Raw genomic sequence first — 19,036 nt, forward strand, 5'->3', positions numbered from 1 at the left:
CATCACCTATGGCTTGAAGTACATATCAACGGTGCGGCTAAAGACACTTTCAAATCCCTTGTATGGCAACTCGTTGGCCCTCATGGCCGCGTCTTCGACGGATTTGCGGCCTGCGTCGTCAAACGGGCAGCTCGAGTCGACCTTGGCACTGACGACCTGACCACCCGGCAACTGCACGATATGCAGCAGGCATTGCTGATTGGTCGGCATGTTATCCGGGCCGACCCAGTTCTGTTTGAGCGAATTCTGAATCGCCGCGAGATATTGCGCGCGCAACCCGGCGTCCGGACCGTTGCTGCCGGTCTGCTTCTGGGCTGCATAAGGCACGTTGTCGACGCCGTTGTCCTGCGCGTTCTTCAGATCTTGCATCTGCTGCTTGGCCTGGTTGGCCTTGCTTTGCGCCTGCTTCACGGATTTGTCCGCCGCGTCCATCTTGGCGAACAGTTCGTCGACCTTCTTCTGCTCTTCTTCCTTGTGCTTGGCCGCCTGGGCGTCCAATTCGGCGGCGCGCTGGCGCTGCTTCTCTTCCTGTTCCTTCTTGGCGTCCTCTGCCTTCTGGATACCTTCGGCGACGACCTTTTCCTGATCCTTCGTATCCGGATGCTCTGGCGGAGGCGGCAAGGTCTTGATCTTGGGCGTTTCTTCCGACGGCGGTGGTGGCACGCTCGGCGGCGGCGGCACGGTGACCGGCACGGGCTTATTGACCTTCGCCGACTTCGGGGGCGGCGCGCCAGTGACGCCCACCAGCTCGGCCTCGATGATTTCACCCTGCAGGGACACCGGCTTGGTGCAGGTGATCGGGTTCCAGTCGGCCGGCAGGTGCAGCGTCTCGAACAGGCTTTCGTAGAACGAGCACGGCACCACCGCGAGGGCCAGGAAGCCCACGATGCCTAGATGGAGAACGGCGGAAAGGACAACCGCCTTGGACGTGCCCTTGGGGGAGTCGGCCCTCATTTCTTGGTGCCCGACTCCGGCGCGCTCATCAGACCGACCTTGGCCACGCCGGCCTGCTGCAACTGGGCCAGCACTTGGTACACGCCTTCGTACTTGCCATCACGATCGCCAGCCACGAGCACGCTGACCTCCGGGTTGGCCTTCACGAACGCGCCAACCTTGGTCTGCATGGTGGCGGCATCGACAGGCTGACGCTTCTCCGTGCCCATGGTCAGGTACAACTGGCCGTTCTGGTCGACCACGACGATCACCGGATCTTTCTTGTCCTGCAGCGACTTCGCGTTCGCTTGCGGCAGATTGACGTCGACGTTCTTGTTGATCATGGGCGCGGTGACCATGAAGATGATCAACAGCACCAGCATCACGTCGATGTAGGGAACGACGTTGATCTCGGATTTCAGCTTGAAGCGCTTGTGGCGCATAGAGCTACGCATCGCTTAGCTCCTCTGCTCAGGCCGCTTCGTCGGTCTGGATCTGGCGCTGCAGCACCGAAGAGAACTCTTCCTGGAACACTTCGTAGCGCGAGGCCACACGCTCGACCTTGTTGGCGAAACGGTTGTACGCCCACACCGCAGGAATGGCCGCGAACAGACCCATAGCGGTCGCAATCAGCGCTTCGGAAATGTGCGGGGCGACCACAGCGATGGTCACGTCCTTCATTTCACCCAGGCCCTGGAAGGCGCCCATGATGCCGATGACGGTGCCGAACAGGCCGACGTACGGGCTGATCGAACCCACGTTGGCGAGGAATTCCAGGTTGCGCTCCAGGCGACCAATCTCGCGGGTACCAGCCACGCGCATGGCGCGCTCGGAGCCTTCGATAACGATGCGCAGGTCATGCACGCGGCGCTGACGTTGACGCACGAACTCGCGGAAACCCGACTCGAACACGTTCTCCATCCCGCCGTTTTCCGCGCCGCGGTTGCTGACTTCGCGGAACAGCTGGGCGAGATCGGCGCCGGACCAGAAGCGCTCCTCGAAGCCCTCCGCCTCTTCCATCGCCTTCTTCAGCTGCTGGTGTTTGCGGATGATGATCACCCAGGAGAGGAAGGAGAACACCAGCAAGACCAGCAGGACGGCCTGTACCAGAACGCTCGCTTCCGCGATCAGTTTGAAAATGTTCAGTCCACCGTTCATTGCTTGAAGGTTCTCCAGCGCACGTGCTTAATTTTTAGGGGGAAGGCCGGGGATGAGGTCGGCCGGAATCTGCACCGGACGCATGCGGTGGATGTCGACGCACGCCACGCGTACTTTCGCGCGGATCAGCTCCGCACCGTCCGCCCGGCGGATCGTCTGGGCGAAAAGGATACTGGCTGCCCGCCGTTCTTTGATTTCCACGCTTACCGACAGTTCATCATCCAGCAGGGCCGCCCTGAGGAAATCGATCTGCATTTCCCGGACCAGGAAGGCCAACCCCGTGCTTTCCTTGACCAGGGATTGGTTGATACCCATGGCGCGCAGCCATTCGCTGCGGGCGCGCTCCATGAAACGCAGATAGCTGGCGTGGTAGACCACCCCGCCCGCGTCGGTATCTTCCCAGTAGACGCGCACCGGCCACTGGAACGGGTTGCCGGCGTTGGCTGGCATAGCGTCAGACATCGGAGCTGTCACCGATGAAAAGGTCGGCGGCCACGGGCTGCCGCGGCGGTGGGGTCAGGCCCAGGTGACGCCAAGCCTTGGCGCTGGCCATGCGACCGCGCGCGGTACGCACCAGGAAGCCTTGCTGGATCAGGTAGGGCTCGACCACGTCCTCGAGGGTGCCGCGGTCTTCGCTGAGGGCAGCCGCGAGCGACTCGACGCCCACCGGGCCACCGTCGAAGTTTTCGATGATGATGGACAGCAGGCGACGATCCAGCTCGTCGAACCCTTCGGCGTCGACCTTGAGCATGTTCGTCGCCGCACGCGCGGCGTCATGGGTGATCTGACCATCCGCCCGCACCTCGGCGTAATCACGCACGCGACGCAGCAGGCGGTTGGCGATGCGTGGCGTGCCACGCGAACGGCGGGCTATTTCCTGCGCGCCCTCAAGCTCACAGGGAATACCCATGATGCGCGCCGAGCGACGCACGATGGCCGTGAGCTCGTCGGGCGAATAAAACTCCAGGCGCTGCACGATACCGAAGCGGTCACGCAGCGGCGCCGTCAGCAGGCCGGCGCGCGTGGTAGCGCCGATCAGGGTGAAGGGGGGCAGGTCCAATTTGATCGAGCGTGCCGCGGGGCCCTCGCCGATCATGATGTCGATCTGGAAGTCTTCCATCGCCGGGTAGAGCACTTCCTCCACCACGGGTGAAAGGCGATGGATCTCGTCCACGAACAGCACGTCGTGCGGCTCGAGATTGGTCAGCAGCGCGGCCAAGTCCCCTGCCCTTTCCAGCACAGGACCAGAGGTGGAACGCAGGTTGACGCCGAGCTCGTTGGCGATCACATGACTGAGCGTAGTCTTGCCCAGGCCCGGGGGGCCAAAGATCAGCACGTGGTCCAGTGCGCCGCCACGCTTTTTTGCGGCCTCGATGTAGATCGACAGCTGCTCGCGCACCGCCTGCTGGCCCAGGTATTCGGCCAGCCGCTTGGGACGGATCGAGGCTTCCAGGGCCTCGTCGTCCATCTGGGCGGCGGCGGTGACGATGCGGTGTTCGGTCATAGGCGAAATTATGGCAGAGCACGATGACGCAGGCATGGAAAAAAGCCCGCCCCGCCTTGCCCTGCAAAGAAAAAGGCGTCCGAAGACGCCTTTTCATCAGATTTCTACCTGGGCGCCCAACTCGATCAGACGATTGCCCGGTATCTGGAAGAACGCCGTCGCAGGCAGCGCATTGCGAGCCATGAAGGCGAACAGCTTGTCGCGCCACAACGCCATGCCCGGTCGCTTTGCATCCGCAATGATGTTCTCGCGCGACAGGAAGAAGGTGGTATCCATCATGTCGAACGGCAGACCCTTCTTGGAACACTTGGTCAGCGCGCTTGGGATATTCGGGTCTTCCGCAAAGCCGAAGCGCAACGCCAGGCCGTAGAAATCGCCGCCAAGTTCAGTGATCTCGATGCGCTCGCCCGGGTCGGCCGTAGGCGTCTCCAGCATTTCCACGGTCAGCAGCACATTGCGCTCGTGCAGCACCTTGTTGTGCTTGAGGTTGTGCAGCAACGCATGTGGCACGGCATGTTGGTTGGCGGTAAGAAACACGGCCGTACCCGGCACGCGCAGCGGCGGATGCTCAGCAATGTTCTCGATGAAGGGCTCCAGCGCCAGGCCGGATTGCTTGATCTCGCGCACCACCAACTCGCGACCGCGACGCCAGGTGGTCATCACGATAAAGATGCCAACGCCGAGCACCAACGGGAACCAACCGCCGTACTCGATCTTGATCAGGTTGGCACCCAGGAACGACAGGTCAATGGCGAGCAGCAACACGCCCGCAACGATGACGGTGAGGCGATTCCAGTGCCATTGGCGACGAGCCACGATCAGCGCGAGGATGGTGGTGATGGTCATCGTGCCCGTCACCGCGATGCCGTAGGCCGCGCTCAGGTTATCCGAGCTGCGGAAGCCAACCACCGCCACCAACACCATGATGAGCAGGAAGTTGTTCACCCACGGCACAAAGATCTGGCCGGACATTTCGCGCGAGGTATGCACCACCGGCATGCGCATCGAATAGCCCAGCGACATCGCCTCGCGAGTCATGGAGAACGCGCCGGAGATGACGGCCTGGGAGGCAATGACCGTGGCAATGGTTGCCAGGCCAATCATGGGATACAGCAGCGGCTCGGGCGTGAGCTTGAAGAACGGGCTATCGATCGCTTCCGGGTGGTCGAGCAGCAGCGCACCCTGACCGAAATAATTGAGCACCAAGGCGGGCAGCACAAAGCTGAACCACGCGAGACGGATTGGCCGCTTGCCGAAATGGCCCATGTCCGCGTACAGCGCCTCCGCGCCAGTCAGCGCCAGCACCACGCCGCCGAGCGCAATGAACGCCTGCAGCCCATGGGTAAAGAAGAACTTCACCCCGTAGTAGGGATTAATCGCCCAGAGCACATGCGGGTTGTGAGCGACCATGCGCAGGCCAAGCAACGCGATCACGATGAACCACACCACCATCACCGGGCCGAACAACTTGCCTACACGCTCCGTGCCATGGCGCTGCAGCGCAAACAGGAAAAACAGGATGACGGCCGTGACTGGTACCACCCAGTGACCAAGGTTCGGGGCGGCAACCTTGACGCCTTCCACCGCCGACAGCACCGAGATCGCTGGTGTGATGACGCCGTCGCCGTAGAACAGCGAGGCGCCGAAGATGCCGATGATGGCGAGCAGCCAGCGCTGACGCGCATCGCCACGCACGCTGCGCAGTGCCAGCGCGAGCAGCGCCATGATGCCGCCCTCACCCTTGTTGTCGGCGCGCATGATGAAGACCACATACTTCAGCGACACCACGATGATCTGCGCCCAGAAGATCAGCGACAGCACGCCGTAGATGCTCTCTGGCGTCGGCTTCATGCCGTCGTGGCTGAGCGTGGTCTGCAATGTGTACAGCGGGCTGGTACCAATGTCGCCGTACACCACGCCGATCGCGCCGAGCGCGAGCGCGGCCAGGCGCCGTTTGGTTTCAGCGTCGGACATGCCTTGTGCGGAATCCGGGGTCACGTCTTAATTCCCTAGTGCGGCGCGCAGCGCCTTGCGGATGATAGCTTCGGCGGTGTCGCCTTCGGCGGCGACTTTTTGCACCAGACGGGTCACTTCCGCCGGCTTGTAGCCCAACTGCTGCAGCGCCACGGTGGCTTCGCCAGCCGGGTCAAGCGGCGCGCCGTTCGTCATCGGGTGAGCGCCGGGCAAGGTGGTTGCGAGCCCGTCCACGCGATCGCGCAGCTCCACCACCATGCGTTCGGCCGTCTTCTTGCCGATACCCGGAATCTTGGTCAGGGCCACCACGTCGCCAGCCTGCACCAGGCGTGCAAAGTCGTTCGTGGCCACGCCTGACAGCACCGCGAGCGCGATTTTCGCGCCGATGCCGCTGACCTTCTGCAAGTTGCGAAACAAGCTGCGCTCGGCTTCGTGCATGAAGCCGTACAACGCCACGCTGTCTTCCTTTACAGCGTAATGCGTGAGCAGGATGACTTCCTTGCCGGTGGGCGGCAGGTCGTAAATGGTAGACATGGGCGCTTCGAGCTCATAGCCCACCCCACCCACTTCCACCATCAGCCACGGCGGCTGCTTGGAAATGAGGGTGCCACGCAAACGACCAATCATCGACGCCTCCAGGCGGTACGGGGAATGCCCACGCGCGCAAGGCTTGCGCGCGTGTGGGCGTGAGTCACCGCGATGGCGAGCGCGTCCGCCGCGTCGGCCTGCAACGGGCCCTTGAGTCCGAGCAGGACACCAATCATGTGCTGAACCTGGGTCTTGTCGCCGCGGCCGCTGCCGACCACCGCCTGTTTGACTTCCGTCGCTGCGTACTCGTGCACCGCGATCCCCTGGCTGACCACCGCGCAGATCGCGGCGCCCCTCGCCTGCCCCAGCTTCAATGCCGAGTCCGGGTTGCGCGCCATGAATACGCGCTCCACGCCACACTCGTCCGGTCGATGGGCGGCGATGATGTCACACAGCTCGTCAAATATGCGTTTCAGGCGCAGCGGAAACGTGGCCTCGCCAGCCACCACCAGCGCGCCATGGAAAACATGGGACAGCTTGCCGCTGGCGTCGACATCGATGATGCCGACACCCGTGCGCTGGCTGCCCGGATCGATGCCGATGATGCGGGTCATGGGCGAAGTATCACCGGGCCTGGACGGCTCGGTGATTTAGCTGGCGGCCTCGGCCGGCAGCAATGCGTTGTGTGAGACGTCACTGACGTCATCCAGCCCGTCCAGCTTTTCCAGCAGGTCGAGCAACGGCTCCAGCGCCTCTTCCGGCACCGGCACGCGGTTGCTCGGGCGCATACCTACGCCAGCATGCTGCGCATTCAAGCCTGCAGCGGTCAGCGCGTGCTGCACGGCTTCGAAGTTTTCTGGCGCGCACAGCACAGTGCTTTCGCCGTTTTCGTTCACCACGTCGTCGGCGCCGGCTTCAAGTGCGGCTTCCAGCACCTTTTCCTCGGCGGCTTCGTCGCCGTTGGTGGCGAACGCCAACTCACCCAGACGAGCAAACTGGAAAGCCACCGAGCCGGAGGTGCCCAGGTTGCCACCATGCTTGGTCAGCGCGTGGCGCACATCGGCGACAGTACGGGTCGGGTTATCCGTAAAACAGTCGATGATCAGCGCGATACCGCCCGGGCCGTAGCCCTCGTAGCGCAGTTCTTCCATCGCCGCGCCGCCGTCGGCGCCCGAGCCGCGCTTGACCGCGCGCTCAATGGTGTCCTTGGGCATATTGGCCGACAACGCCTTGTCCACGGCCGAACGCAGGCGCGGATTGAGCGATGGGTCGGGCACACCGGCGCGGGTGGCGACGGTGATTTCGCGGATCAGCTTGGTGAACACTTTGGCGCGCTTGGCGTCTTCGGCGTTCTTGCGACCTTCGATGGACGGGCCTCTACCCATGACACTTCCTGCAAAGCTGGTGGACGGACAAGCCGCGAATTCTATCGCTTCAGGGTGTCAGACGGGCAAGCGCCATCCCAAAGCACGCCAGATGGCGGCCTTCTCAGGCTTCCGGGTGGTCAAAACACCCCTTATGGAGGAACTGCGTGACCTGTCGCGCCGCCTCTTGCGAAAACAGGAGGCCCGTATGGTTGGTTTCGATGGCACAGTGATCGGCAATGCCCGGCAAGCAGGTCTCATCCACCGTCACGCAACCGTCATTGTCGCTGTCGAACTGGCCCATCATCGCCCCCAGGCCCAACGGCACCCGGCCGGCGATCACGCCAACCTCGCGCTCACCGTCCCAGCGGTCGAAACCGTATTCCAGCAATTCGCGGTTGTGGCCAAGCAACACCTCCCCGCCGCGCCCCATACCGGCAAAACGGCGCGCAGCCGCACTGCCTTTGAGCGGCGAGCCGAGGCAGACCACGCGCCCGGGAGGCAGTTCACCCTCCGCACAGGCGCGCAAGGCCAGCAGGCCACCAAGGCTGTGGCCAACCAGATGCACGGTGTGTCCGTCCTGCCCCAGCTCCTGGACGCGCGACTGCAGGCTGCCCAGGATGCGCGACTGGGTGGCAGCCACGCTCATGTAATCGTAGCGATGAACACGGAAGCCGGCCTCCATCATCCGCCGGTGCAGCATGAGGAGCGCAAAGCCGCGCATCCACAGGCCGTGCAGGAGAATGACGTGATCGGTCATGGGGTGTGCGGGGCATTCATCGATGTAGGAAGAAATGACCGGGTTGGAAAACCCGGTCATTCTGAAGAGTCCATTCTGCAAGAAAAGTTGCGGCGCGACCGCGACGCAGACCCGCGACTAGCGGGTCAGGTACGTGCGACTCGCACGTCACCCATGCCTTGATCAAGCCGACTTGGATTCCGCCGCCACTTTGACGTGCAACTCCTTCAGCTGCGCGTCGCTGACCGTCGACGGTGCATCCGTCATCAGATCCTGCGCACTGGTGGTCTTGGGGAAGGCGATCACGTCGCGAATCGATTCCGTACCCGCCATCAGCGCCGCAATGCGGTCGATGCCGAAGGCCAGGCCACCGTGCGGCGGCGCGCCGAACTTCAGCGCCTTGAGCAGGAAGCCGAACTTGGCTTCGGCCTCTTCCGGACCGATGCCCAGAAGATCGAACACCGTGCTCTGCATCTCCGGGCGGTGGATACGGATGGAGCCGCCACCAATCTCGTTACCGTTGAGCACCATGTCGTAACCGCGGCTCACCGCGATAGCAGCATTGGCGCGCAGGTCGGCGATGTCATCGACCTTCGGCGCAGTGAACGGATGATGCAGCGCGACGAAACGCTTTTCTTCCTCGTCGTACTCGAACATCGGGAAGTCGGTGACCCACAGCGGCTTCCAGGTGTTTTCGACCAGGCCACGATCCTTGCCGACCTTCAGGCGCAACGCGCCCATGAAGTCAGTGACGACCTTCCAGGTGCCAGCGCCCACGAACACGATATCGCCCGACTGCGCACCCGTCGCCTTGAGCACCGCGTCCAGCGCTTTGTCGTCGAGGAACTTGGCAACCGGCGAGTTGACGCCGTCACGGCCCTTGGCGAGATCGTCCACCTTGATCCAGGCCAAACCCTTCGCGCCGTACCTGGCGACGTACTCGGTGAGCCCGTCGATGTCCTTGCGGCTCAGGTTGGCGCCGTCCGGCACACGCAGCGCGGCGACGCGGCCGTTCGGCGCGTTGGCTGGTTCGGCGAACACCTTGAATTCGACGTGCTTCAGCGCATCGGCCACGTCTACCAGTTCCAGCGCGATGCGCAGGTCCGGTTTGTCCGAGCCGAAACGACGCATGGCTTCGGCCCAGGTCATGCGCGGGAACGCTTCATCGAGTTCGACGTTCACCACTTCCTTGAACACGTGGCGGATCAGCGCCTCGACAAAATCCTGCACGTCCTTTTCTTCGACGAAGGCGAACTCGAGGTCGAGCTGGGTGAATTCCGGCTGGCGGTCGGCGCGCAGATCTTCGTCGCGGAAGCAGCGAGCGATCTGATAGTAGCGATCGAAGCCGGCCATCATCAGGATCTGCTTGAACAGCTGCGGCGACTGCGGCAGCGCGTAGAACTGACCCGGATGCACACGGCTGGGCACAAGGTAGTCGCGCGCACCTTCCGGCGTGGCCTTGGTGAGGATGGGCGTTTCGACGTCCTGGAAGCCACGTGCGTCGAGGTAACGGCGCAGCGCCTGCACCAGCTTGATGCGCGTGCGCAACATCTTCTGCATGTCGGGGCGGCGCAGGTCGAGGTAGCGGTAAGTCATCCGCATGTCCTCGTTGGGGTTCTCGTGCATCGCGAACGGCAGATCCTTCGCGGCGTTGAGAATCTCGACCTTGTCGGCCAACAGTTCCACCGTACCGGTGCGCAACTTGTCGTTCACCGACAGGCGCTTGCGAATGGTGCCGGTGACGCGCAGGCAGTATTCGTTGCCGATCTGGTCAGCCAGGGTAAAAGCTTCGTCGTTCTCGCGTTCGATCACCACCTGGGCCAGGCCCTCGTGGTCGCGCAGGTCGATAAAAGCCACGTGACTTTGCTTGCGAATCGTATTGACCCAGCCACACAGGGTGACGGTCTGACCGACCAGTGCCTCATCGATGAGGCCGCAAAATGCGTGCGCATGCGCTTGGAACTCCGGGCCGTCTGGGCGGCGTGATGCGTGGACAAGAAGACCCGGAATGTTAACACCGGCATGCCCAGGGGCGGCCATCGAACGCGGCGTGCAACCGCGTCCGATGCCCGTTTTTAGCCGCTTACCAGCGACGATTGATCGAGAACAGGCCGCGGCAGCCCTTGGAAACCCACACGCCAGCGCGATTCCAGCCCCAGTTGTAGCCCTCCTGGCAACCGGTGCCGGAAAGCTGCCTCACCAGGCGCACGTCACCGCGCCCGCCCACGTCTACCTGGCAGAACTGGTACTCGTGGCTATTGCTCTCGCATTGGAAGCGGATCTCGCGATCCCAGTCAGGACCCGGCCGCCAGCCGTTGTCCGGCGGGCGGTAACCCGGCGGCGGATAACCCGGCGGCGGGTAACGACCGTCATCCGGCGGGTAGTAGCCACCATCCGGTGGGCGATAGCCGCCGCCCCGGCCCATCTCGACGAACTGACCACGGCAACCGCGATCCACCCACAGGCCGCCGCGATCGACGCCCCAGGTCTGGCCTCGCGTGCACGGGCTGTTCGATTCCTGCCGGATGATCTCGGCGTCGCGCCAGGGCACCTGGCAACGTTGAAAACGCCCGTCGTTGCTGCCGCAACGTATCGAGTCCCGCCCCTGTGCATGCACGGCCGGTGCGGATACCCACATCAGGCCGGCCAACAGGCCCGCCGCTACGCCCATCAAGCCCGTTCTTGTCCGGAACATCCACCCACTCCTTGCTGTGATGGGGCATCACGCTAGTGGGCGGATCTTCAACCGGATTTGAATATCTTGCGACTTATCGCAAAAACATGCCGGACGGCTATCCGCCGTTCAGGCAGCTCGCTCGATCAGCTATCGCTGGATGAGCTGGATGACCCTGAAGAACTGGATGTGCCAGAGGAACTTGATGAGCTGGACGAGCTGGACGAACCGGAAGAGCCGGACGACCCCGACGAAGCTGCCCCGCCGTCGCCAGCCAGGTTGCGCTTCTTGTCGCCGTCCTTCTTGAAGTCGGTCTCATACCAGCCGCTGCCGGCCAGACGGAAACCCGGCGCGCTCAGGCGGCGCTTCACTTCGGCCACATCACAGGCAGGGCACACCGACGGATCGGGATCGGACATCTTTTGCAGGCGGTCGAAACGATGGCCGCAGCTGCTGCATTCAAATTCGTAAATAGGCATGGAAACTCCGGAGGCTCGGTCGCCGCGCGCCAGATCACTTACCGGCGACAGCCCACCATTATCGAGGCGAACGGCTCGAATTCAACGATTTGCGCAGATACCTAGAGCGCCAACGCCACCAGCACGGCCATTTCACTCAATTCGGCGAGCGCTCCGCAGGTGTCCCCGGTCATACCGCCGAGGCGACGCCAGCACGCCCATCGCCACCAGGTGAAAACCACCCCGGCGACGATCAGTGCGCGCAAGCCAAGCCAGCCGGCAAGCAGGCAGCACACCCCCGTCAACAACACAGCCAGCGTGCAGGCACCCCGCGATTCTCCGACGAGGCCGCTACCCAGCCCACCGCTGCGCACATAGGGCGTCGTCATGAAGGCCAGCGTCAGCGCGGCACGCCCCAACAGCGGCGCCAGCCACAAAGCCGCCGAAGGATGCGGAAGGCTTGCCAGCGCGGCGAACTTCAGCAGCAATACCAACACGACGGCCGTGACGCCGATCGGGCCGCTGCGCGGGTCCTTCATGATGGTCAGCGTGCGCTCGCGGTCGCCGAGACCACCAACCCATGCGTCCGCACTGTCGGCCAGGCCATCCAGATGCAACGCTCCGGTAAGCACCACCCAGGCGGCAAGCAGCAGGCCTGCTGCCAGCAACGGTGGCGCCCCGGACAACAACCAGCCCAGGCACCACAGCACGCCGCCGATCAACAAGCCAACGACCGGGTACCACGCCAGTTGCGCCGACGGCGAAGCCGTACCATCAAACACGCGCGCCGGCACCGGCACACGCGTGAGGAAGCCGATGGCGGCGAACAAACCGCGCATCAGGCGCTAGCCTGCGCCCCGGATGGCGCGGCCCAGTGCAGTGGATGCAGTGATGCATGCGGCACGTCGATGTTGGCCATCTCGCCGAAATCACGGCCTTCCGCTTCACAACGCAGCAAGCGGATCACTCCGCCATGCGTCACCACCAAAACGCGCTGCGTCTGCGCGGCCTCAGCCACGTCGTTCAAACCCGCGCACAGGCGATCGCGGAAGTCGGCGAACGCCTCGCCACCCGGCGGTGGATGCGCCACCGGATCGCTCCAGAAACGGCCCAGCGCGTCACCCTGATCTTTCGCCAGGGTCTCGATGGGCACGCCCTGCCATTTGCCAAAGTGGTACTCGACCAGACGCGGATCGACGCGCAACGGCACGCGGCGCGCTCGCGCCAAATCCTGCGCAAACTCCGCGCAACGACGCAACGGCGAAGTCACGATGGCATCCCAACTGCGCCCAAAGATGGCCGCCCGCAACTGACTCCAGCCGAGCGCACTGAGCGGATCGTCGAGTTGACCCCGATAACTTCGCTGCCCCGTATCGCCATGCCGCAACAGATCGATACCGACATGTTTGCCGATCATGTGCCGCTCACCCCCGCCTGTGCGAAGGTCGCCATGCGGGAGTGCAGGTCGCAGGCCAGACGCATCAGCGGCACCGCCATCGCCGCGCCGCTGCCCTCGCCCAGACGCAGGCCAAGGTCGAGCAAGGGATCGGCCTCCAGCACGGACAGCAGGCGCGCATGGCCGCGCTCACGCGAACGATGCGCAAAGAACATCCACGCGCGGCACGACGGATTGATGCGTACCGCCGCCAGCGCCGCGGCGGTGGTGATGAACCCATCGATCAGCACGGGAATGCCACGCTGCGCCGCACTGATGTACGCGCCACACAATGCGGCAATCTCGAAGCCGCCCACGCGCCCCAGCCAGGCCAACGCGTCGTCATCGTCCGACGGATAAAGCGCCAGCGCGCGCTCGATCACCGTCACTTTGTGCTGAATGCCCTTGGCGTCGAGGCCCGTGCCGGCGCCGGCCAACGCACCCGGGGAATCGCCCAGCAGGCCGCAGGCCAGTGCCGCGGCAGAGGTGGTATTGGCGATGCCCATCTCGCCGCCGATAAACAGTTTTGCCCCAGCGTCCTGCGCTGCCTGTGCGCTCTCGACGCCGGCACGCAACGCCAGTTCCAACTGCACCGCGCTCATGGCGGGGCGTTCGCAAAAGTTGTGCGTCTGCGAGGCAATAACCGCGCGGCGCACATGCGGCAGCTCGCCTGGATCGTTCACCGTGCCCAGGTTCACCACTTCAAGCATGGCGCCAAGGCTGCGCGCGAGCACGCTGATGGCCGCGCCACCATTGGCGAAGTTGCGGATCATCTCCCCCGTGACCACCTGAGGAAACGCGGACACGCCTTCGGCGGCTACGCCATGGTCGCCCGCGAACACACTGATCCACACCGACTGCACCGACGGCGTCACCACATGCTGCATGCCGGCCAGGCGCACGGCCAGGGTCTCCAGCGTACCCAGCGAACCCGGCGGCTTGGTTAGCTGCGACTGATGTTCCAGCGCGCGCTGACGGCTCGCCTCATCAATGGCGAAGCACGGTTCGGTCAGCCAGTCTTGGCTCATGCAAGGCTTCCTTTGAGGGGCAACGGCAATCCGGCGGCCACGAACAGCACCCTTTCGCACTGGGCGGCGAGCGCCTGGTGCAAACGACCGGCTTCATCGACGAAACGGCGTGATAGCTCGCCCATGGGAACCACGCCCAGCCCCACTTCGTTACTGACCATCAGCACCTGCCCCTTCAACAAAGGCAGCAGGTGCAGCAATGCATCGTGCTCTTGTTTGAAACGTTCGCTATCGGCGTCACCCAGCAGATTACTGAGCCACAGCGTGAGGCAGTCCACCAGCACACAGCGGCCTGGGCGCGCATGCGCCTCCAGCGCGGCCGCCAGCGACAGGGGTTCTTCGACGCTCAGCCAGTGCGCGGGACGCTGTGCGCGGTGGTGCGCGATGCGCGCGGCCATTTCCGCGTCGTGCGCCTGCGCCGTCGCGATATAGACCACCTCGTGCCCCGATGCGGTAGCCATACGCTCAGCCAGCGCGCTCTTGCCGGAACGGGCGCCCCCCAGAATCAACGTACGCATGGCAAGGGCTCCCCTGAAGGCTGCAGCCATTGCCACAAGGCCGTCGTGTCCAGATGAGCCTCCACGGCGTCAGCCACGCGGTCGATGCTAGCTTCGCGCAGCTTATGCATGTCGAGTGGAACGGCACCCCGCAGGCCCGCCCAGTCGAGCAGCGCCGCAAGCGCTTGCGGCTCGTCGAACAGCCCGTGGAGGTAGGTGCCGAGGATCTGGCCGTCATCCGTCAGCGCACCGTCAAGTTCGCCCGAGCCGAGGATGCTCGCCGGTCGGCTTAGCGCCTCGCCGCGACTGACGCCGCAGTGGATTTCATAGCCACTCACCTTTGCACCCTCCAGGACTAGCTTTCCCTCCACGCGCCGCAATTGCTTGCGTGCTTCCAGCGTGGTCTCCATCTGCAACCAACCCAGTCCATTGCTCGAGCCCGGCGTGCTCTCGATACCCTGTGGATCATGCACGAATCCCCCCAGCATCTGGAAGCCACCGCAGATGCCAATCACCTTGCCGCCATAGCGCAGATGTCTCGCCAGCGTTTCGTTCCACCCGTGCTCACGCAGCCACGCAAGATCGGCGCGTGTGTTCTTGGAGCCGGGTAACACGATCAAATCCGCCGCTGGATGCGATTCATTCGCACCCACGAACTGAAATTCGACATCCGGGTGCGCACGCAGCGCATCAAAATCGGTGTGGTTGCTGATGCGCGGCAAGACCGGCACAACCACGCGCAGCCGGGCGTTCGCCTTGAAGGCGGCCTCGCGCGGCAAGGCATCCTCGGCCTCCAATTGCAGGCCATGCAGATAAGGCAACACGCCGAGCACCGGCTTGCCGGTCTCGCGCTCCAGCCAATCCAGCCCTGGCTGCAGCAAGGCGATGTCGCCACGGAAGCGATTGATCACGAAGCCGCCCACACGTGCCCGCTCGCTTTCCGAGAGCAACGCCAGCGTACCGACCAGATGTGCGAATACACCGCCGCGGTCGATGTCGGCGATAAGGATGACCGGGCAGTCCACCGCTTCTGCGTAGCCCATGTTGGCGATATCGCGATCGCGCAGGTTGATCTCGGCGGGACTGCCGGCACCCTCGACGATCACCGCCTCGTAGCGATCCACCAGCCGCTGGTGCGAGGCCAGTACGGCATCCATCGCGATGCGCTTGTAGTCGTGATAGTGGCGCGCGTCCATAGTGGCTATGGCATGCCCATGCACGATCACCTGTGCACCAATGTCGCTGTCGGGCTTGAGCAGCACCGGATTGAAGTCGGTGTGCGGAAGCAGCCCCGCCGCCTGCGCCTGCACTGCTTGCGCGCGGCCGATTTCCCCGCCATCCACCGTTACCGCGGAATTGAGCGCCATGTTCTGCGGCTTGAACGGCGCCACCGACACGCCGCGCCGATAAAGCCATCGACACAGACCCGCGACCAGCGTGCTCTTGCCCGCATCGGACGTGCAGCCCTGCACCATCAGCACACCGGCAGTCATGGCGACAGCTTCTCCCGCTTGAGTGATTGCAGCGCCTCGTCGAGTTGCTGGAAAGCATCGGCATCGGCGGGCAGGCCAAAACGCAGGCTGGCCGGTGTCGAGAACAGCCGGGTCAGGATGCCCTGCCGCGCCAAAGCCACGTGCACGGATTCTGCATGCATGCTCTGCCACCACTGGAAGAAGGCGCAGCCTGCGGTGGGCACCATCCCATAACGCGACAGCATCGACGCCAGGCGATCGCTGGCCGAGCGCAACCACTCGCGCGCCTCCGCATGCCATGCCACATCGGCAAGCGCCTGCTTCAACACGAAACGCGTCGGCCCGCTGAGCGTCCAAGGCCCCAGCCGGTCGCGCAGCGCTTCAAGCAACTCGGGTTGCGCCGCGACGAATCCCGCGCGCGCACCGGCCATCCCGAAAAACTTGCCTGCGGAGCGCAGCACGACCAGACCCTCGCGCCACGTCTCGCCACACAGGCTCTCGCCCGGCGTCGCGTCCATAAAAGCCTCATCGACGATCAGCCAGCCACCACGCGATGCCAGCGCCTGATGACAGGCGCGCAAGGCCGCCGGATCGAACCGATCGCCTCCGGGGTTGTTCGGATGGATTAGCACGACCACATCGAAACGCGACACGTCAGCCAGCAAGGCGCTTGCAGGCAGCATATCCACCATGTGACCGGCACGGCGCCACGCATGCGCATGTTCGTTGTAGCCGGGCGCAATCACGCCCACACGCGACGGCGGACGCAACACGGGCAAGGCCTGGATGGCGGCCTGCGAACCGGCGACAGGCAGTACGTGCAACGCGCCGTAATACGCACAGGCGATCTCCACCAGTCCGTCATCGTCTTCGGGCAGCCGCTGCCACACCGAAGCGGGTACCGACGGCACAGGCCATGCAAACGGGCTGACGCCGGTGGAAAGATCCAGCCAGCGATCTGGCGGGATGCCGTAGGTACGGGCCGCTTGCAGCAGGCGTCCGCCATGCTCAAGCATGGCCAGCGCCCCATCGCACGAGTCCTAGCAGCACCATCACACCCAGCCACAAGGCAACGCTGCGCCGAACCAGCCGCAACGCGCGCACGATGGCATGCGCGTCAGGCGGCTCACCCTCACCAAGCGCTGGACGCAGTTCCCACACCCCGTCGTAAGGCGCCGCACCGCCGAGGCACACCCCGAGAGCACCTGCGCCCGACGCCATCACCGGCCCGGCATTGGGGCTATCCCATTGCGGTGCCTGCGTACGCCAGCAGCGCCATGCACCCGTCGCATCACCCAGCAGCACATAGCTCAACGCGGTGAGCCGCGCCGGAAGAAAATTGAGTACGTCGTCGATGCGCGCCGCGGCCCAGCCGAAGCGCTCGTAACGTGCGGTGCGATAACCCCACATCGCATCCAGCGTATTGGCCAACCGGTAAAGCACAGCACCGGGCGCGCCGAGCACGGCAAACCAGAACAGCGCGCCGAACACCGCGTCGTTGCCGTTCTCCAGCACCGATTCCGTCGCTGCCGCGGCAACCTGCGCATCGTCCAGTACACCGGTATCCCGGCTCACCATGCGCCCCACCGCAGCGCGGGCGCCAACGAGGTTGCCATCGATAAGCGCACGTGCAACAGGCATGGCGTGGTCGGCGAGGCTGCGCAAACCGATGACGAGATAGAGCACGAACACCTCGAAAGCGAACGACAGCCACGAGGCCTTATGCAAAAACCATGCATCGAACCACCATGTCACCGCCGTCAGCGGAAGCACGGCCAACACCCACGCCAGAACACCGGCGATGCGCCGATCGGCGTGGCAGCGAGACTCAATGAAGCGTGACAGACGTCCAAACCACACCAGCGGGTGCCATCGCCGTGGTTCGCCGAGCCACGCATCCAGCAGTACCGCCAACACCATGGCCAGCGCGGTCATCATGGTCGGAACAAGGCTACTGCTGCGTCAGGATTGGAAGGAAAGTAGAGGTGCATGAAGCTCGCCGTAAAACGCTTGCGCCGATACACACCTTCTCTGCTCGGTCCGCCGTCGGGATTACTCGCCATGGCCAGAGGTGTTTCGTCGATCTGCGCCAAGGCGTAGTGGAAGGTATGCCCGCGCAGCTCGCCCTCAGGCAACGCCACGGACTGCATACCAAGACCGCCCAGACGCGACTGCATCTGCGCACGCCCCTGCAACAACCCCGTCATGGGGAATGCGGAGCCATCGACACTCGCCAGCGAATCGAGCGCGTAGAGCATGCCGCCACATTCAGCAAGCAATGGGCGGCCGGCCTCCACGTGTGCGTGCAGCTCGTGACGCAAGGCGTCCTGTTGCGAAAGCGTCAGCAGGTGCAGCTCGGGGTAGCCCCCTGGCAACCATGCCGCATCGCAAGCAGGCAACGCCTCACCGGCCAGCGGCGAGAAGAACCGCAACTCCGCACCGGCCTCGCGCAACAAGTCGAGATTGGCCGGATAGAGGAAACAGAAGGCTGCATCGCGTGCAACAGCAATGCGGACGCCATGCAACGTCTTCGGCACGGCAGAGCGCGAGGCGGTTGGAAACGACACTGGTGGAGGGAGTTCGGCGGAGGCGTGCGTCGCCCATGCGTCGGCCAGTGCGTCCAGCCGCGCATCGATATCACTCAGCTCCGCGGCGGCCACCAGGCCGAGGTGCCGCTCCGGCAGCGCCATCGCCGCGTCGCGCGGCAATGCTCCGAGCCAATGCAAATCGCCCGGCAGGCTGCCGGCAAGCAATTGTGCGTGGTACGCACTGCCCACCCGGTTGGCGGCCACGCCATGCACGCGCAGGCCTTCGCGATAACGCGCCAACCCGAGCGCGAGCGCGCCGAACGTCTGCGCCATGGCGGATCCGTCGATCACGGCCAGCACGGGCACATCAAAGCGCTGCGCGAGATCGGCGCTGGACAGGCCGCCATCGAACAGGCCCATCACGCCTTCGATAAGGATCAGGTCCGCCGCGCCAGCCGCTTCATGCAGCCGCGCACGCACATCATCCTCACCATTCATCCACAGATCGAGCTGGTACACCGGTGTGCCGCTCGCCCGCTCCAACACCATCGGATCGAGGAAATCCGGCCCCGTCTTGAACACACGCACCCGCTTGCCATTGCGGGTATGCCAGCGCGCCAGGGCTGCCGTCACCGAGGTCTTGCCCTGCCCCGACGCCGGTGCAGACACCAGCAATGCGGGACACGAGACGCTTTGGCCGCTCATCGATGACTCCTGATCTTTACCCACTCGACACGCCCGGAC

20 protein-coding genes and 1 pseudogene are annotated in these 19,036 nt (G+C 64.1%); all 21 read right to left on the reverse strand.

The window, feature by feature from the left end:
• Positions 1-6 precede the first annotated feature (6 nt).
• On the reverse strand, positions 7-954 hold the full coding sequence (locus DyAD56_RS00885) for a cell envelope integrity protein TolA (protein ID WP_102300844.1): 948 nt from the start codon (positions 952-954) through the stop codon (positions 7-9).
• The gene (tolR, locus tag DyAD56_RS00890) at positions 951-1,388 is read right to left on the reverse strand and encodes a protein TolR (RefSeq protein WP_102300845.1); all 438 of its coding nucleotides are present in this window, start codon (positions 1,386-1,388) and stop codon (positions 951-953) included. The genes DyAD56_RS00885 and tolR overlap by 4 nt, the downstream gene beginning before the upstream one ends.
• 16 nt (positions 1,389-1,404) lie before the next feature.
• Entirely contained in the window at positions 1,405-2,091 is a 687-nt protein-coding gene (tolQ, locus tag DyAD56_RS00895; protein ID WP_102300846.1) for a protein TolQ, read from the reverse strand.
• 27 nt (positions 2,092-2,118) lie between these two features.
• Entirely contained in the window at positions 2,119-2,553 is a 435-nt protein-coding gene (gene ybgC, locus DyAD56_RS00900) for a tol-pal system-associated acyl-CoA thioesterase (protein WP_233202236.1), read from the reverse strand.
• Positions 2,546-3,595, reverse strand: a complete 1,050-nt coding sequence (ruvB, locus tag DyAD56_RS00905; protein ID WP_102300848.1) for a Holliday junction branch migration DNA helicase RuvB — start codon at positions 3,593-3,595, stop codon at positions 2,546-2,548. The genes ybgC and ruvB overlap by 8 nt, the downstream gene beginning before the upstream one ends.
• A 96-nt stretch (positions 3,596-3,691) precedes the next feature.
• Positions 3,692-5,569, reverse strand: a complete 1,878-nt coding sequence (locus DyAD56_RS00910) for a potassium transporter Kup (protein ID WP_102300849.1) — start codon at positions 5,567-5,569, stop codon at positions 3,692-3,694.
• Between the two features lie 27 nt (positions 5,570-5,596).
• Positions 5,597-6,196, reverse strand: coding sequence for a Holliday junction branch migration protein RuvA (ruvA, locus tag DyAD56_RS00915; RefSeq protein ID WP_102300850.1), 600 nt, complete (start codon positions 6,194-6,196; stop codon positions 5,597-5,599).
• Positions 6,193-6,711 (reverse strand): crossover junction endodeoxyribonuclease RuvC, encoded by a 519-nt coding sequence (gene ruvC, locus DyAD56_RS00920; protein WP_102300851.1) that lies wholly within the window; start codon positions 6,709-6,711, stop codon positions 6,193-6,195. The genes ruvA and ruvC overlap by 4 nt, the downstream gene beginning before the upstream one ends.
• A gap of 36 nt (positions 6,712-6,747) precedes the next feature.
• Entirely contained in the window at positions 6,748-7,482 is a 735-nt protein-coding gene (locus tag DyAD56_RS00925) for a YebC/PmpR family DNA-binding transcriptional regulator (RefSeq protein ID WP_102300852.1), read from the reverse strand.
• A 103-nt stretch (positions 7,483-7,585) separates the two neighbouring features.
• The gene (locus tag DyAD56_RS00930; protein ID WP_102301093.1) at positions 7,586-8,221 is read right to left on the reverse strand and encodes an alpha/beta hydrolase; all 636 of its coding nucleotides are present in this window, start codon (positions 8,219-8,221) and stop codon (positions 7,586-7,588) included.
• 162 nt (positions 8,222-8,383) lie between these two features.
• Positions 8,384-10,147 (reverse strand): annotated as a pseudogene (aspS, locus tag DyAD56_RS00935) (aspartate--tRNA ligase); the annotation flags it as partial.
• 136 nt (positions 10,148-10,283) lie between these two features.
• Positions 10,284-10,895 carry a DUF3011 domain-containing protein gene (locus DyAD56_RS00940; protein ID WP_233202237.1) on the reverse strand — a complete coding sequence of 204 codons (612 nt, stop codon included), beginning with the start codon at positions 10,893-10,895 and terminating at the stop codon, positions 10,284-10,286.
• A 125-nt stretch (positions 10,896-11,020) separates the two neighbouring features.
• A complete protein-coding gene (locus DyAD56_RS00945; protein ID WP_102300854.1) occupies positions 11,021-11,353 on the reverse strand; it encodes a zinc ribbon domain-containing protein in 333 nt (110 codons plus the stop codon).
• A 101-nt stretch (positions 11,354-11,454) separates the two neighbouring features.
• Positions 11,455-12,174, reverse strand: a complete 720-nt coding sequence (locus tag DyAD56_RS00950) for an adenosylcobinamide-GDP ribazoletransferase (protein ID WP_102300855.1) — start codon at positions 12,172-12,174, stop codon at positions 11,455-11,457.
• Positions 12,171-12,749, reverse strand: coding sequence for a histidine phosphatase family protein (locus DyAD56_RS00955; RefSeq protein WP_102300856.1), 579 nt, complete (start codon positions 12,747-12,749; stop codon positions 12,171-12,173). Before DyAD56_RS00955 ends, DyAD56_RS00950 begins: the two co-directional genes overlap by 4 nt.
• On the reverse strand, positions 12,746-13,795 hold the full coding sequence (gene cobT, locus DyAD56_RS00960) for a nicotinate-nucleotide--dimethylbenzimidazole phosphoribosyltransferase (protein WP_102300857.1): 1,050 nt from the start codon (positions 13,793-13,795) through the stop codon (positions 12,746-12,748). The genes DyAD56_RS00955 and cobT overlap by 4 nt, the downstream gene beginning before the upstream one ends.
• A complete protein-coding gene (gene cobU / locus DyAD56_RS00965; RefSeq protein WP_102300858.1) occupies positions 13,792-14,313 on the reverse strand; it encodes a bifunctional adenosylcobinamide kinase/adenosylcobinamide-phosphate guanylyltransferase in 522 nt (173 codons plus the stop codon). The genes cobT and cobU overlap by 4 nt, the downstream gene beginning before the upstream one ends.
• Positions 14,301-15,785, reverse strand: a complete 1,485-nt coding sequence (locus DyAD56_RS00970; RefSeq protein WP_102300859.1) for a cobyric acid synthase — start codon at positions 15,783-15,785, stop codon at positions 14,301-14,303. The genes cobU and DyAD56_RS00970 overlap by 13 nt, the downstream gene beginning before the upstream one ends.
• Positions 15,782-16,780: a threonine-phosphate decarboxylase CobD gene (cobD, locus tag DyAD56_RS00975; RefSeq protein WP_102300860.1), complete on the reverse strand. Its 999-nt coding sequence runs from the start codon at positions 16,778-16,780 to the stop codon at positions 15,782-15,784. Before cobD ends, DyAD56_RS00970 begins: the two co-directional genes overlap by 4 nt.
• Entirely contained in the window at positions 16,773-17,702 is a 930-nt protein-coding gene (gene cbiB, locus DyAD56_RS00980) for an adenosylcobinamide-phosphate synthase CbiB (RefSeq protein ID WP_102300861.1), read from the reverse strand. Before cbiB ends, cobD begins: the two co-directional genes overlap by 8 nt.
• On the reverse strand, positions 17,699-18,997 hold the full coding sequence (locus DyAD56_RS00985) for a cobyrinate a,c-diamide synthase (RefSeq protein ID WP_102300862.1): 1,299 nt from the start codon (positions 18,995-18,997) through the stop codon (positions 17,699-17,701). The genes cbiB and DyAD56_RS00985 overlap by 4 nt, the downstream gene beginning before the upstream one ends.
• Positions 18,998-19,036: the final 39 nt, after the last annotated feature.

Origin of the sequence: Dyella sp. AD56 (assembly GCF_002878475.1) — a bacterium.
Classification (GTDB): Bacteria; Pseudomonadota; Gammaproteobacteria; order Xanthomonadales; family Rhodanobacteraceae; genus Dyella.

Coding starts and splice junctions, on each gene's coding strand:
- ruvA (WP_102300850.1), bottom strand. CDS start 6,196: ATGATTGGTCGTTTGCGTGGCACCCTCATTTCCAAGCAGCCGCCGTGG.
- ruvC (WP_102300851.1), bottom strand. CDS start 6,711: ATGACCCGCATCATCGGCATCGATCCGGGCAGCCAGCGCACGGGTGTC.
- DyAD56_RS00940 (WP_233202237.1), bottom strand. CDS start 10,895: ATGTTCCGGACAAGAACGGGCTTGATGGGCGTAGCGGCGGGCCTGTTG.
- cobT (WP_102300857.1), bottom strand. CDS start 13,795: ATGAGCCAAGACTGGCTGACCGAACCGTGCTTCGCCATTGATGAGGCG.
- cobD (WP_102300860.1), bottom strand. CDS start 16,780: ATGCTTGAGCATGGCGGACGCCTGCTGCAAGCGGCCCGTACCTACGGC.
- tolQ (WP_102300846.1), bottom strand. CDS start 2,091: ATGAACGGTGGACTGAACATTTTCAAACTGATCGCGGAAGCGAGCGTT.
- DyAD56_RS00885 (WP_102300844.1), bottom strand. CDS start 954: ATGAGGGCCGACTCCCCCAAGGGCACGTCCAAGGCGGTTGTCCTTTCC.
- DyAD56_RS00945 (WP_102300854.1), bottom strand. CDS start 11,353: ATGCCTATTTACGAATTTGAATGCAGCAGCTGCGGCCATCGTTTCGAC.
- DyAD56_RS00955 (WP_102300856.1), bottom strand. CDS start 12,749: ATGATCGGCAAACATGTCGGTATCGATCTGTTGCGGCATGGCGATACG.
- tolR (WP_102300845.1), bottom strand. CDS start 1,388: ATGCGTAGCTCTATGCGCCACAAGCGCTTCAAGCTGAAATCCGAGATC.
- DyAD56_RS00970 (WP_102300859.1), bottom strand. CDS start 15,785: ATGACTGCCGGTGTGCTGATGGTGCAGGGCTGCACGTCCGATGCGGGC.
- DyAD56_RS00925 (WP_102300852.1), bottom strand. CDS start 7,482: ATGGGTAGAGGCCCGTCCATCGAAGGTCGCAAGAACGCCGAAGACGCC.
- ybgC (WP_233202236.1), bottom strand. CDS start 2,553: ATGTCTGACGCTATGCCAGCCAACGCCGGCAACCCGTTCCAGTGGCCG.
- DyAD56_RS00910 (WP_102300849.1), bottom strand. CDS start 5,569: ATGTCCGACGCTGAAACCAAACGGCGCCTGGCCGCGCTCGCGCTCGGC.
- ruvB (WP_102300848.1), bottom strand. CDS start 3,595: ATGACCGAACACCGCATCGTCACCGCCGCCGCCCAGATGGACGACGAG.
- DyAD56_RS00985 (WP_102300862.1), bottom strand. CDS start 18,997: ATGAGCGGCCAAAGCGTCTCGTGTCCCGCATTGCTGGTGTCTGCACCG.
- cobU (WP_102300858.1), bottom strand. CDS start 14,313: ATGCGTACGTTGATTCTGGGGGGCGCCCGTTCCGGCAAGAGCGCGCTG.
- DyAD56_RS00930 (WP_102301093.1), bottom strand. CDS start 8,221: ATGACCGATCACGTCATTCTCCTGCACGGCCTGTGGATGCGCGGCTTT.
- cbiB (WP_102300861.1), bottom strand. CDS start 17,702: ATGATGACCGCGCTGGCCATGGTGTTGGCGGTACTGCTGGATGCGTGG.